Raw genomic sequence first — 14778 nt, 5'->3', positions numbered from 1 at the left:
GCTTCCGTCGCTTCTTCTACACGGTTCTTGATATTGGGCTTACGTCGGTTTGCATCTATCAGAGCTTCAACACCTCCTGTTTCCACAGCTGCCTGATAGCGATAGAAAGTATCGCGAGAAAAACCCATCACCTTACAGGCACGGGATACATTGCCAAGCTCAGCTGCCAGATTAAGCAAGCCAATCTTGTGTTTAATGATTTTATGATGAACACTGCTCATGGGATTACTCCTTTACGCTTTCGCGTTTGGTTGATAAAGATTCGCACCTCTATCAAACCGGGTAATCCCACCTCTTGGCAAGACCTGCTGTCAGATCAAATCTGAACTACTACAGATAATCTGATGACCAAACTGGGTCTCTGAAAAATGGTCTGACGGTAGAAACTGCCAGCCAGCATATATAAATAACGTTATAGCAAAAACTTTTATTTATCGTAAAACGTAACTATCCCCGTATCCACATCATACATGCCACCTACCAGAGCAACCTTACCATTGCCGAGCATCTCTGCAATCACCTGACTCCGTTTAGGAATTTCATTTATTACATAATGCACATTCAAGCGCGCGACATTCTCCATAAACTCGGGATCTGAAATATCAGAAATATTTTTTCCAGATAATTCTGCATCCACAACCGGTTGCAGCTTATCCAGCAAAGCAGTCAGATTACCCAGTTTAATACCGTGACACACTCCCTGGACTGCACCGCACTTGGTATGACCCAGTATCACGATGACCTTTGAACCTGCGATATGACAGGCAAACTCCATACTTCCCAGGATATCTTCATTCAGAATATTACCTGCTATCCTGCAACTGAAAATATCTCCCAATCCCTGGTCAAATATCAACTCAGCCGAAGTACGAGAATCGATACAGCTCAGAATCACAGCAAACGGAAATTGCCCTTCGGATGTTTCATTCACCTGCTGCAGCAAGTTCCGGTTCAGCTTCAGATTGCTCACAAAACGCTGATTACCATCTTTCAACAGCTGTATCGCCTGCTCAGGCGACAAATGTGCCTGCATTTCCCTGGTAAGCGTTCTCATATTGATCTGTTAATTGAAGGGTGATAGAAAAAACTTCTTTAGCTCTTTACAGCAGGAGAATCAGGCCGCCCGTACCGGGTTTCCATGATGCGCTGATACCTGCTCTTTGTTTCCAAAGTAGGTATACCGATAACTTCAACATTGATATCACGTATATGAGCATTGACAGTGAAATCCCTGATGATCTCGATAATATCGTGATCGATATACTTGGATTCGCTGCCATCAATAATGACCCATGAATCCGGTTCGAACTCCTTGAGTGCTTTACCGATACTGCCCTTGTTAAGGAATGAAACATCCTCTGCCAGTACCAGCCTGATCTTTTTCACCCCATCATTTTTCTCGTGAAAAAGTTCGTAATCAGTTTTCAAATTTGATCTGAGTATAAAGAAAATGGCTACTACCATTCCGATACCGATCCCCTTCAGCAAATCTGTCAGCAGAATGCCAATCACCGTTGCGATGAAGGGAGCAAACTGTGTCCAACCCAACTCATACATCGCTTTGAACAATGAAGGCTTCGCAAGGTTATAACCTACTACGAACAAAATACACGCCAGTGAAGCCAGCGGAATCATGTTAAGGACACCGGGGATGACAATGACACAGATAAGCAGTAACACACCATGAAAAATGGCCGATAACTTCGTACGTCCCCCAAAAGTGATATTTGCAGAGCTTCTGACGATAACCTGGGTAACAGGCAGGCCACCGATCAATCCCGATACGGTATTACCCAAACCTTGCGCAACCAGTTCTCGATTGGTCGAAGTAACTCTTTTGAGTGGATCGAGCTTGTCAGTTGCTTCCACACACAACAACGTTTCCAGGCTGGCAATAACCGCGATGACCAAGGCAATAAAATAAATTTCCGGATTGGCCAGATGCGAAAAATCCGGAAAGGTAAACTGACCGGCAAAATCCTGTATCGACAAAGCTACCGGAAGATTAACCAGATCATCGGTTTCAAAATTCAAACTCTCAATGTACTCATCGAAAAGATAGCTCAGCAGAATACCAATTGCGACGACTACCAGCGGCCCCTGCAATATCTGGAAAATACGGTATTTCTTGTATAACACCATTTCCCAAAGCAGCAGTATCGACATCGAGATCACAGTAACCAGAATTGCTGCAGGTGAAACGTCATACAGGGTGTCTACCAGATATCCCAATGTACTTTCACCATCAGGTGAGAAAAAAGCAAGATCACCTTCGAAATCCCTATCGTAGCCAAGAGCATGAGGAATTTGCTTGAGTATGATGACTAGCCCTATCCCGCTCAGCATCCCCTTGATCACAGAAACAGGAAAATAATAGGCAATGGCCCCCAAACGCAGATAACCCATGCCTATCTGAAGAACGCCTGCAAGCATGACTGAAAGCAGAAATGCTTCCCACGAACCTAACGTAGCAATGGCATTGAGGACGATAACAGCCAGACCGGCAGCCGGCCCACTTACGCCTAACTGCGAACCGCTGGCCATGCCTACGATGATACCGCCTACTATTCCAGCAATAATCCCGGAGAAAAGCGGAGCACCCGATGCCATGGCTATACCCAGGCAAAGTGGCAAAGCTACGAAAAAGACAACGATACTGGCATACAAATCCCGCAGGATCATATGGTTTTGTAAGTTACCTAGTTTCATCATTCTGAGTGGGTGATAAGTAGTATTTTTGGCGGTTTAAATCGAAATCACTTATAAAAACAAGTGAAAAATCTGGAAAAATCCGGCCCCGGATACTACTCGGGCCCTATCAAACTGAATGTCTATTTTTACCTTATAACAATCTGCCCTTCCTTCTTATACCTATTAGGTATAGCATAAACAAAAATCATGTTAATTCGGTATTACTCTATCTCTCGGCATCACATTGATATTCAATCAATTAATCAGGCAAATTTCTCAGTACTCAGTATATGGCCACTAAAATCAGCAAATATGCGCAACAATGGCTTATTTATCGGCATTTCTCAGAAGAACCAGCACAGCACCACTTCCCCCCTGCTCAGGCAATGCCTGACAAAAAGCGAGCACATCGCCGTGTTGCATAAGCCAGTTCCCCGTCAGAATTTTTAGTACCGGTTTGCGGTTTCTTGAACTGAGTCCTCTGCCGTGGATGACACGCACACAACGCAATCCCCGCAGGACACCTTGATTCAGAAATATCACCAGTATCCGGCGCGCTTCATCCCGGTTCAGGCCGTGCAGATCGAGTTCATCCTGCACAGGCCAGTTACCGCGTCGCAGTTTCCGCAAGGTATACCGCTGCAAACCCGGACGAGCAAACGACCATTCTTCACTTTCCGCCATATCCCATTGCCAGCCGTCATCAGCAAGAACATCCTGAATATCCGGCAAGTCTGACGCACCAGGTTGCGGAAGCGCTTGATGTTTAGAATGCGCACGGATGATTTTCTTCGTCCGGGTAAGTGGCCTGACATCCCGCATAGCCTCGCGGAACAAAGCGGCATCTTCATCACCAGCAACTTCTTCAGATGAAGATTTATCGTCCGACCCCATCTGTACGCATGCAAACGAGAAACTTATTGTATTCAGGCAGATTTTTCCAGATATCGCTCTGCATCCAGAGCAGCCATACAGCCGCTGCCCGCGCTGGTGATTGCCTGACGGTAAATATGATCCTGTACATCGCCGGCTGCAAATATGCCAGGAATACTGGTCGCCGTTGCATTCCCCTCATTACCGCCTTGCGTAATAATGTAGCCGTTTTTCATTTCCAGCTGCCCCTGAAACAGATCAGTATTGGGGTGATGTCCAATGGCAATGAACACACCCTGTAACTCCAGATCACGTGCCGTATCGTCGCGAACATGGCGGATACGGATTCCGGTGACACCGCTGTCATCACCTTTTACTTCTTCCAGAACATGATCCAGTGCCAACTCGATCTTGCCGCTTTTCACCTTTCCCATCAGCTTATCGATCATGATTTTTTCCGAACGGAATTTATCGCGCCGATGCACCACCGTCACCTTACGGGCAATATTGGAGAGATACAACGCTTCCTCCACCGCAGTATTACCTCCACCAATCACTGCAACATCCTGATTTTTATAGAAGAAACCATCACATGTCGCACAGGCTGAAACACCTTTCCCCATAAATGCTTCTTCAGAGGGTAGCCCGAGATATTTTGCAGAAGCACCGGTTGCAATGATCAGAGCGTCACAGGTATAGGTCCCCTGATCACCAATCAGCTCAAACGGTTTCTCTGACAGATTGGCAGTATGAATGTGATCGAATATGACCTCGGTCTGAAAACGCTCGGCATGCTTCAGGAAACGCTCCATCAGCTCCGGCCCCTGCACACCTGCAACATCAGCCGGCCAGTTATCCACATCGGTCGTCGTCGTGAGCTGCCCGCCTTGCGCCATCCCGGTAATCAGCACCGGGTTGAGATTGGCACGCGCCGCATAAATAGCTGCTGTATAGCCGGCAGGGCCGGATCCGAGAATAAGTAGTTTGCAATGTCTGGTTGTCGTCATGATTGAATAAAGTTATCAGAATAAATTCTCAGAAATGGCTGGTGCCGACAGTACTCTACAGCCCTGCCAGCTTTAAAAATCACACTTCAGCCTGGAAAACTGTCGGCTGTTGCCATCATTTTTCTTAAAACGTCCTGTACGGATCAAAGATTTTGTTCCACCCAGCTCGGCACACTGGCCAAAGCCTGTGGCAGCTTCTCCGGTAACGTACCGCCTGCCTGCGCCATATCAGCACGCCCACCACCTTTTCCGCCCACTTGTTGCGCAACGAAGTTGATCAGATCACCGGCCTTGAGTTTTACTGTCAGATCATCCGTCACACCGGCAATGAGTGTCACTTTATCCTTCTCGATCGTCCCGAGTACGACAACACAGGATTTCAACCGATTCTTGAAATTATCCAGTGTTTCCCGCAGCGTTTTGACATTGACGTTTTCCAACGTTGTCGCCAGCACCCGGATTCCCTTGATTTCCTGTGCCTGTTCAATCAGGGAAGTGCTTTGCACGCCGGCAAGTTTCGATCGTAAAGTGGCGATCTCCTTCTCCATTTGCCGAATATTGTCCAGTATCTGGGAAAGCTTCTGCGCTGCTTCCTGCGGTGCTGCTTTGAGCGCATCGGCAACCTGCTGCAGCTGCTGTTCCTGTTGCTGCGTATAAGCCAGTGCTGCATCACCTGTCAGTGCCTCTATCCGGCGGATCCCCGCCGCCACACCGGATTCGGCAACGATCCTGAAAAAACCGATATCCCCGCTGTAACTCACATGCGTACCACCACACAATTCAGTTGAAAAATCACCCATTGCCACAACGCGCACCGTATCGCCATATTTTTCACCGAACAATGCCATGGCTCCCTGCTTGACAGCGTCATCATAGGTCATCAACTGTGTCGCAACTTCATGGTTCTTACGTATTTGGGCATTAACCAGATTTTCAACCTGACGTATCTCATTCTCTTGCATGGCGCTGTTATGCGAAAAGTCGAAGCGCAACCTGCTGGCATCCACCAGTGATCCCTTTTGTGTGACATGATTACCCAATACCTGGCGCAATGCGGCGTGCAGCAAATGCGTCGCAGAGTGATTGTAAGCAGTATTGGTTCGTGCAATCTGATCGACTCTGGCGATCACCCGATCACCTATTGCCATCCGGCCACTGCTCAGCATTCCATTATGGCCGAATACCCCGGCTTGTATTTTCTGGGTATCGTTTACGGTAAATGTGCCACTCCCTGACAGCAACTCTCCGCTGTCACCCGCCTGTCCACCCGATTCTGCGTAAAAAGGAGTCTGGTCGAGTACGACCACGGCTTCGTCATCGGCTTCTATAAAATCCACACGACTACCCTGTTTGTATAACGCCAGAATCTGCGCCTCGTGCTGCAGCGTAGCATAGCCATGAAACTCGGTTGGTTGTCCGGTATATTCAAGGCCTGTCTGCATGGTGAATTTGCCACTGGCACGAGCGCGATCCCGCTGTTGCGCCATACATGTCTCAAACCCGGCCATATCGATCACGATACCTCGCTCCCGGGCAATATCTGCTGTCAGGTCGACCGGAAAACCAAAGGTATCGTACAGGCGAAAAACGATTTCCCCTGAGAGCGTCTCGTTTCCATGGGATAGCGCTGCCTCCAGCACTTCCATGCCATTTTCCAGTGTTTCGGCGAAACGCTCCTCTTCCTGCCTGATAACGCCGGCTACATGCTTTCTGGCTCGTGTCAATTCGGGATAAGCCGGTCCCATAACATCAACCAGATCATCCACCAGCAGATAAAAGAATGGCTGCTTCTGCCCCAACCGATATCCATGACGAATGGCACGACGCAGGATACGCCGCAACACGTAACCCCGACCTTCATTACCGGGAATGACACCATCGGTAATCAGAAAGGCGCAGGCACGAATATGATCTGCTATGACCTTAAGCGAGTTGTTTGAGAGATCCTTGGAACCCGTTACTCTGGCTGCGGCCTCGATCAGGCTGCGGAACAGATCGATTTCATAATTACTATGCACCTGCTGCATGACCGCTGCAATACGTTCCAGTCCCATACCGGTATCCACCGAGGGTTTAGGTAATGGATGCAATTCACCACTGGCATCACGGTTGTACTGCATGAACACCAGATTCCAGATTTCGATATAACGGTCACCCTCTGCATTCTCTGATCCGGGCGGCCCACCCGCCACAGCAGGCCCGTGATCGTAAAAAATTTCTGAACAAGGGCCGCAAGGGCCTGTATCTCCCATCTGCCAGAAATTATCCGATGTCGCGATGCGAACCAGCCGTGAGGGATCAATCCCTACTTCGTTGAGCCAGATATCCGCTGCTTCATCGTCCTCCGCATACACAGTTGCCCACAACTTCTCTCTAGGGATGCCGAGCGAGCCAGTCAGAAACTCCCAGGCAAACAAAATGGCTTTGCGTTTGAAATAATCTCCGAAGCTGAAATTACCCAACATCTCGAAAAAAGTATGGTGCCGCGCGGTATAGCCCACATTTTCCAAGTCATTATGCTTACCACCGGCTCGTACACAGCGCTGTGAACTGACAGCCCGAACATAGGGGCGTTTATCCTGGCCAAGAAACACATCCTTGAACTGCACCATACCCGCGTTGGTAAACAGCAAAGTAGGATCATTCCCTGGCACCAGCGGGCTGGATGGCACGATGACATGGCCCCGCGCCTCAAAAAACTCAAGAAATTTCTGTCTGATTTCACTACTTTTCATATCAGCACCTTGTGCAACCGTTATGCGGTACAAACCTGTCCACTGTAAAACCTCATCATTCAATTCTCTGCTTCACGGGCATCGGACAAGACTTTGCTTATCACTTCGGAAGAAAAACCTTTTCCTGCCAGGTAACGGATCTGCTTCCCCCGTTCTTCCGGCGTGGATGGAGCAACGCCAAATTTTTTGCACCACAGCGCGTGTGCACTGGAAAATTCCGTCTGCTTAAACTCTCCCAAAGCAGCTTCAATCAGATGATCGGCAATTCCCTTCATCTGCAGCTCGTAACGTATCCGCTTGCTTCCATATTTGCGACTGCGCGCGTGCAGAATTTGCTCGACTGCTCTTTCATCGGATAGCAGTTTTTGCTGTTCAAGCCTGTCGAGAACACTTTTCAGCTCATCGGGCAACTGCTCGTGACAGGATAATTTCTTTTCCAGCTCGTGCCGTGAATACTCCCGTCGCGCAAGACATTCCAGTGCACGCGCATACAAGCTCATCCTTATTCACCGGAGGAGGGTGGAACAACCCGACTGTCTGTCTCTGCAAGCCCGACGGCAGCGCGTATTTTCTGCTCGATCTCATGCGCAATACTCTTGTGCTCTTTCAGATAATCACGCACATTATCCTTGCCCTGCCCTATCTTTTCGCCATTATAGGAGTACCAGGCCCCCGCTTTCTCGATCAATTTGTGCAATACACCGAGTTCGATGATTTCGCTTTCACGCGAGATACCTTCGCCATACAAAATATCGAAATCTGCCTGTTTGAAAGGTGGGGCAACCTTGTTTTTAACGATCTTGACCCGGGTTTCGTTCCCGACCATTTCCTCACCACGCTTGATCGAACCAGTACGGCGGATATCCAGACGCACAGAAGCATAAAATTTCAGCGCATTTCCTCCCGTGGTCGTCTCAGGATTACCAAATATCACCCCGATCTTCATACGTATCTGGTTGATGAAAATCACCATGGTATTGGTACGCTTGATATTGGCCGTCAGCTTGCGCAAAGCCTGGGACATGAGCCTTGCCTGCAGCCCCATCTGCGGCTCACCCATCTCCCCTTCTATTTCAGCACGGGGAGTCAGCGCTGCCACTGAGTCGACCACCACCACATCGACCGATCCGGATCGAACCAGCATATCGGTAATTTCCAGTGCCTGTTCACCGTTATCCGGCTGGGAAATCAGTAATTCCTGAACATTGACGCCGATTTTCTGAGCATACTGCGGATCCAGTGCATGTTCCGCATCGATAAAAGCCGCCGTCCCGCCCAGTTTCTGCATTTCGGCTATAGCTTGCAGCGTCAGGGTAGTTTTACCCGAAGATTCCGGTCCGTAAATCTCGATGATGCGTCCGCGCGGAAGGCCGCCCACACCCAGTGCAATATCCAGACCCAGCGAACCCGTGGATACCACCTGAATATCTTTTGCCACATCACTGTCGCCAAGCCGCATGATCGAACCCTTGCCGTACTGCTTCTCAATCTGGGCAAGCGCTGCTGAAAGTGCCTTATTTTTGTTTTCGTCCATGATTATTCCCGAAAAAAGCAGGCTGAAATTATCGCATATTCGGTCTGTAAAAAACGTGATCCGACGTCTGCCATTATGCCGGCACGCTAAAGAACCTCTGATCAGTCCCAAAAACTTCAAGCTGCCAACCTGCCTGGGATATAATCGGCAGCAAACTATAAAGGAAAGGGTGCCGATCTGCCTGACCCGGCTGCTTGCAACGGCTTTTCACAGGCTATCCGCGGCACACACCACTGCGGGATGTTCACCATCCCCGACAATACTCAAGGAGGCCAACATTCGTATCATCTTACTGGGCGCGCCAGGAGCGGGCAAAGGCACGCAGGCAAGTTTTATCCGTGAATGTTTTTCCATACCCCAGATTTCTACCGGCGATATTCTCCGTAATGCTGTAAAAGCAGGGACAGAGCTGGGCATGATGGCAAAAAAAATCATGGAATCCGGCGGTCTGGTGCCAGATGAAATCATCATCGATCTGGTACGCAAGCGAATTGAAGAACCGGATTGTGCCAATGGCTTTCTATTCGATGGTTTCCCCCGCACCATTCCTCAGGCTGATGCACTCAGGACGGCCAACGTACACATAGATCATGTCATCGAAATTGATGTGCCCGATGCCGAAATCATAAAGCGTTTGTCCGGGCGTCGTGTACATCCGCCATCAGGCCGGATTTATCATATCGAGTTCAATCCGCCGGCAGTCGCCGACCGGGATGATGTTACCGGCGAGGCACTGGTTCTACGTGAGGATGACCGGGAAGAAACCGTGCGTAAGCGCCTGCAGGTCTATCATGAACAAACCCGGCCATTGGTTGGATACTACTTCGAATGGGCGAACAGCGGTGATCCCAATGCGCCAGGTTACATCAAAATTGCCGGAACCGGCAATGTAGAAGCCATACAGGAAAATATTATCGCAGCACTCAAACAGACCAAATGAGTGTGCCGCGGAAACCATTACCCGGTTCTTGAAAAACAGGTTTTGATCAACCAGGAGTAGAAAATGGCTATAAAAAATGCGTTCTATGCTCAATCTGGCGGTGTAACTGCTGTAATCAATGCTTCAGCAGCAGGTTTACTGGAAACGGCACGAGCACATTCCGACAAAATCGGGAAAGTTTACGCCGGGCGTAACGGCATCATCGGAGCACTGACCGAAGATCTGATCGATACCAGTGCAGAATCCACTGAAGCAATCCGGGCACTGCGCCATACGCCCTCCGGTGCTTTTGGCTCCTGTCGCTACAAACTGAAAAGCCTGGAAGACAACCGGCGCGAATACGAGCGTCTGATCGAAGTATTCAAGGCCCATGACATCGGTTATTTCTTCTATAACGGCGGTGGTGATTCGGCCGATACCTGCCTGAAAGTCTCACAGCTTGCCGGCACACTCGGTTATCCGATTCAGGCAATTCATGTACCCAAGACGGTTGACAACGATCTGCCCATCACTGATTGTTGCCCGGGATTCGGCTCAGTTGCAAAATATATTGCCGTTTCCATGCTGGAAGCAAGTTTCGATGTGGCCAGCATGGCCAAAACTTCAACCAAAGTATTCATTCTGGAAGTAATGGGCCGCCATGCGGGATGGATTGCAGCTGCAGGCGGGCTGGCTTCCAATGAAGATCACGAGGTTCCGATCATTATCCTGTTCCCGGAAGTTACTTTTGATCAGGAAAAGTTTCTGGCCAAAACGGATCATTACGTCAAAGAATACGGCTATTGTACGGTTGTAGTATCAGAGGGCGTAAAAGGTACCGATGGCAAATTTCTGTCCGATCAGGGATTGCGCGATGCCTTCGGGCACGCTCAGTTAGGCGGAGTAGCGCCGGTAATTGCGAATATCGTCAAAAATGGTTTGGGGCTGAAATATCACTGGGGTGTCGCTGATTATCTGCAGCGTGCTGCGCGGCATATTGCTTCCGGCACAGACGTGGAGCAAGCCTATGCCATGGGTAAAGCAGCAGTAGAATACGCGATTGCCGGACATAATTCCGTCATGCCGACCATCGAACGTATCTCCAGTTCGCCCTACGCCTGGAAAACCGGTATGGTCGAGCTTTCCAAAGTGGCAAATGTGGAAAAGATGATGCCCGCAGATTTCATCAGTGAAGATGGTTTCGGCATTACCGGCAAATGTCGTGAATACCTCAGCCCACTGATCGAAGGAGAAGATTACCCGCCGTATAAAAACGGACTACCTGATTATGTCAGGCTGAAAAATGTTGCAGTAACTAAAAAGCTGGCTGAGTTCAAAATTTAATCTGTTTTGTTTTTTGACGGCAAGAGCATATAAAATATGCATTTAGGCTGTTCATGGTTTTGATTGTGGATTGATGCGGGGCCGTCAGGCCTGGCTCCGTATATATATTAGGGTGGTCTGATTTTAACTGGAGTTCTTTATGGCAAACGGTTTAACGATTGCAATCTGCAGCGCGATACTTGCCCTGATTTTTAGTGGCCTGTGGATTCGGCGTATTTACGCACAATCCGCTGGTGATTCACGTATGCAGGAAATTGCAGCCGCCGTACAGGAAGGTGCGTCGGCCTATCTCAAGCGACAATATCTGACAATTGGCATGGTGGGGACGGTTTTATTCGTCATCATCGGCCTGGCACTTTCCTGGAACACAGCCATCGGTTTTGCTCTGGGTGCAATACTTTCCGGTCTGGCCGGTTTCATGGGCATGAACGTTTCAGTCCAGTCCAACGTACGGACAGCCGAAGCCGCACGCAGTGGTCTGAATGAAGCATTGGCCATCGCTTTTCGTGGCGGCGCCGTGACCGGAATGCTGGTCGTTGGACTCGGATTGCTTGGTGTAGCAGGTTATACCGCACTGCTCGTCAGTGGCGCAGATGAAACCAGCAGTATCAGTGATCTCATCCACCCGCTGATCGGCTTTGCCTTTGGTGGATCGTTGATTTCGATTTTCGCACGGCTGGGTGGCGGCATTTTTACCAAAGGTGCAGACGTTGGTGCAGACCTGGTCGGTAAGGTCGAAGCTGGAATCCCTGAAGATGATCCGCGCAATCCTGCAGTCATTGCAGACAACGTGGGTGATAACGTGGGTGACTGTGCAGGAATGGCAGCCGACCTGTTCGAAACCTACGCGGTCACGATCATTGCCACCATGCTGCTGGGTGCCCTGTTGTTCAAAACCGGTACCGGTGATGCAGCCGTTTACCCGCTCGCACTGGGCGCAGCCTCTATCGTTGCTTCAATCATCGGTTGCTATTTCGTCAAAATGCGTGAAGGCGGCAAAATCATGAACGCCCTGTATCGCGGACTGGCAGTTGCCGGTGGAATTGCTTTCTTCGCCTACCTGCCTATCACCGTATGGTTCATGGGGGGCGCCACTCTGACGCTGGATGGTACCGAAGTAGGTGGAGGTGAACTGATCATGCGTCTGTTTGCCAGCACAACCATCGGCCTGGTTCTCACCGGTCTAATGGTCGTCATCACCGAATACTATACTTCTACTGAATATCCACCGGTACAGCATATCGCCAACGCCTCTACTACCGGACATGCCACAAATATCATCGCTGGTCTCGGTGTAGGGATGCGTGCAACTGCAGCACCTGTACTGGCAGTCTGTGCAAGTATCATCGTCGCTTACTCACTTGCCGGTCTTTATGGAATCGCGATCGCTGCCACCGCCATGTTGTCCATGACCGGAATCATCGTCGCACTGGATGCCTATGGCCCAATCACTGACAACGCGGGTGGTATCGCTGAAATGGCAGGCATGCCTGAATCCGTACGTGCCGTTACCGATCCGCTGGATGCAGTAGGCAACACGACCAAGGCCGTTACCAAAGGTTATGCCATCGGATCAGCCGGCCTGGCTGCCCTGGTTCTGTTTGCCGACTATACCCATGGTCTCGAACATGCCAACAAATTAATGACTTTCGATTTATCCAATCATCTGGTAATCATCGGGCTGTTTATCGGCGGGATGGTGCCTTTCCTGTTTGGTGCAATGTCAATGGAAGCAGTCGGCCGCGCAGCGGGTTCCGTTGTCCTTGAAGTTCGCAGGCAGTTCAAGGAAATTCCGGGAATCATGGACGGCTCCCGCAAACCTGATTATTCCCGTGCAGTCGATATGCTCACCAAAGCTGCAATCCGGGAAATGATCGTTCCATCTCTACTGCCTGTATTGATTCCGGTGCTGGTTGGCGTTTTCCTCGGTCCGCAAGCTCTGGGTGGCGTACTGATGGGTTCAATCGTCACAGGCCTGTTCATTGCAATCTCCATGACTGCCGGTGGTGGTGCGTGGGACAATGCAAAGAAATACATTGAAGATGGCAACTACGGCGGTAAAGGCAGCGATGCTCATAAGGCTGCCGTAACAGGCGACACGGTTGGCGATCCCTACAAAGATACTGCTGGCCCTGCCATCAACCCGTTAATCAAAATTATCAATATCGTAGCGTTACTGATCATCCCGCTGCTGTAACCGGGAATCAGGCGCCATTGCTAAAAAAGCCCGCCAAATTTGGTGGGCTTTTTTACACACCCAACCATTATCTCGTCCACTTTGACCTCCACGACCTTACCCGTCGATAATGATGCCGGAGCGGACAAGTAGCCGTTATGATCCAGGACGAGGCATAGCTTCACTGCCTTCCTTACTACTGTAAGATTTTGCCCCAGCCTCCTTGACAATCCATCACAGCCGGTACGCAGAATGAGCTTGAGTATTTGGCTGAACATGCTGCATGATGCTGCTCTCATATTGGATTTCCCCGGTCGGGTGAGGATATTTGGCAGTATACGATTACCCTGCCCCAGCGAATAACCCAACACCAGAATCTATTTTGGACGAGCGATGTCTGTCAAAAATATTGGCAATTATGTAATTGTTCTTGCGCTTATCGCTATTGTAACGAGCTGTAATTTCGGAAGCTCTGACTGGAGAACGGCAAGTCGTGCACGGACAGGGCTTGCGCCCGATCCGGCTGAAACACCAGAAGCGGTCATTCAGGTATATGCTGCACGTGCCTACAGCTGGCGGGGAATTTTTGGTGTACACACCTGGTTTGCTGTCAAACCCTCTCACGCCGAATCATTTACAGTGTACGAAGTCGCTGGATGGTATGCCCGCTGGGGTGGTTCAGTTGTTGCAATTCATGAACAGGCGCCAGATAAACGCTGGTTTGGTAATGCACCGATGTTGCTTGCGGAAAAGCGAGGAGAAGGTGTGGATGAACTGATCAAACGTATTGACAAGACAGTACAAACTTACCCTTACTCAAAAGAATATACGATCTGGCCAGGTCCAAATTCGAATACGTTTACCGCATGGTTATCTCGAGCCGTGCCGGAAATCGGTCTGGATCTGCCACCAACAGCCATCGGCAAGGATTATCTGGGAAACAGCATGACAGCCACGGCACCAAGCGGCAGTGGCTGGCAGTTATCTGTACTCGGTCTGTTCGGGATTATTGTCAGTGATGTGGAAGGTTTTGAAATCAACATACTTGGATTGACTTTCGGAATCAAGCCGGATCCATTGGCCATCAAATTACCCTTGATTGGGCGAATTGATTTGTCGGTATAAAGATCAGGCTGATTTTTCTAACTAAATTTGTTCGGTTTTTAACCGGATACTACTAGGGTCTGTTAACACTATTTGTATTAAAATTACCGAATGGAAATATCTGCATCGCAATTCAAGCTTATTGAAAATCTACTGCCGATACAACGGGGTAACGTCACACTTTCGAATTTGGAAGTGCTCAACGCGATTCTGTATGTTGCAGAGCACGGCTGTAAGTGGCGTGGTCTGCCTGTGAAATTCGGCAATTGGCACAGCATTTACACGCGCGCCAACCGTTGGGCCAGGAATGGCGTCCTGGATCGGGTTTTCCTCGCGCTTCAGCAAAACAAGCTGATACAGCTGGAAGTGGATCACATGTCGCTGGATAGTACGAT

13 protein-coding genes are annotated in these 14778 nt (G+C 49.5%); 5 read left to right on the top strand and 8 right to left on the bottom strand.

Going from position 1 to position 14778, the window contains the following annotated elements; all coding sequences use genetic code 11:
• The 8 genes from B5D58_RS12270 to recA form a co-directional block, all read right to left on the bottom strand.
• The coding region (locus B5D58_RS12270) for a helix-turn-helix domain-containing protein (protein WP_143779584.1) at positions 1-221 on the bottom strand (221 nt) is incomplete at its 3' end.
• A gap of 206 nt (positions 222-427) precedes the next feature.
• A complete protein-coding gene (locus B5D58_RS12265) occupies positions 428-1054 on the bottom strand; it encodes a carbonic anhydrase family protein (protein WP_011112462.1) in 627 nt (208 codons plus the stop codon).
• A gap of 38 nt (positions 1055-1092) precedes the next feature.
• Positions 1093-2712 carry a SulP family inorganic anion transporter gene (locus B5D58_RS12260; RefSeq protein WP_011112463.1) on the bottom strand — a complete coding sequence of 540 codons (1620 nt, stop codon included), beginning with the start codon at positions 2710-2712 and terminating at the stop codon, positions 1093-1095.
• A gap of 306 nt (positions 2713-3018) precedes the next feature.
• Positions 3019-3585 carry a Smr/MutS family protein gene (locus B5D58_RS12255; protein WP_011112464.1) on the bottom strand — a complete coding sequence of 189 codons (567 nt, stop codon included), beginning with the start codon at positions 3583-3585 and terminating at the stop codon, positions 3019-3021.
• A 32-nt stretch (positions 3586-3617) separates the two neighbouring features.
• A complete protein-coding gene (trxB, locus tag B5D58_RS12250; protein WP_011112465.1) occupies positions 3618-4571 on the bottom strand; it encodes a thioredoxin-disulfide reductase in 954 nt (317 codons plus the stop codon).
• A 143-nt stretch (positions 4572-4714) separates the two neighbouring features.
• Entirely contained in the window at positions 4715-7306 is a 2592-nt protein-coding gene (gene alaS, locus B5D58_RS12245; RefSeq protein ID WP_011112466.1) for an alanine--tRNA ligase, read from the bottom strand.
• A gap of 59 nt (positions 7307-7365) precedes the next feature.
• Positions 7366-7806 carry a recombination regulator RecX gene (gene recX, locus B5D58_RS12240; protein WP_011112467.1) on the bottom strand — a complete coding sequence of 147 codons (441 nt, stop codon included), beginning with the start codon at positions 7804-7806 and terminating at the stop codon, positions 7366-7368.
• 2 nt (positions 7807-7808) lie between these two features.
• Complete coding sequence (recA, locus tag B5D58_RS12235) at positions 7809-8840, bottom strand: recombinase RecA (protein ID WP_011112468.1); 1032 nt, start codon at positions 8838-8840, stop codon at positions 7809-7811.
• A 277-nt stretch (positions 8841-9117) separates the two neighbouring features.
• Between recA and adk the strand changes: the two genes are divergently transcribed.
• The 5 genes from adk to B5D58_RS12205 all read left to right on the top strand — a co-directional run.
• The gene (gene adk, locus B5D58_RS12230) at positions 9118-9780 is read left to right on the top strand and encodes an adenylate kinase (RefSeq protein ID WP_041357249.1); all 663 of its coding nucleotides are present in this window, start codon (positions 9118-9120) and stop codon (positions 9778-9780) included.
• Between the two features lie 63 nt (positions 9781-9843).
• Positions 9844-11103, top strand: coding sequence for a 6-phosphofructokinase (locus tag B5D58_RS12225; protein WP_011112470.1), 1260 nt, complete (start codon positions 9844-9846; stop codon positions 11101-11103).
• Between the two features lie 139 nt (positions 11104-11242).
• On the top strand, positions 11243-13300 hold the full coding sequence (locus B5D58_RS12220; RefSeq protein WP_011112471.1) for a sodium-translocating pyrophosphatase: 2058 nt from the start codon (positions 11243-11245) through the stop codon (positions 13298-13300).
• Positions 13301-13672: 372 nt separating this feature from the next.
• On the top strand, positions 13673-14404 hold the full coding sequence (locus B5D58_RS12210; protein ID WP_011112473.1) for a DUF3750 domain-containing protein: 732 nt from the start codon (positions 13673-13675) through the stop codon (positions 14402-14404).
• Between the two features lie 90 nt (positions 14405-14494).
• A partial coding sequence (locus B5D58_RS12205) for a transposase (RefSeq protein WP_078737691.1) occupies positions 14495-14778 on the top strand: 284 nt, incomplete at its 3' end.

The organism is Nitrosomonas europaea, assembly GCF_900167395.1.
Taxonomy (GTDB): domain Bacteria; phylum Pseudomonadota; class Gammaproteobacteria; order Burkholderiales; family Nitrosomonadaceae; genus Nitrosomonas; species Nitrosomonas europaea.
Note: the sequence above shows the minus strand (reverse complement) of the source record. Positions and strands in the feature narration are given on the sequence as shown.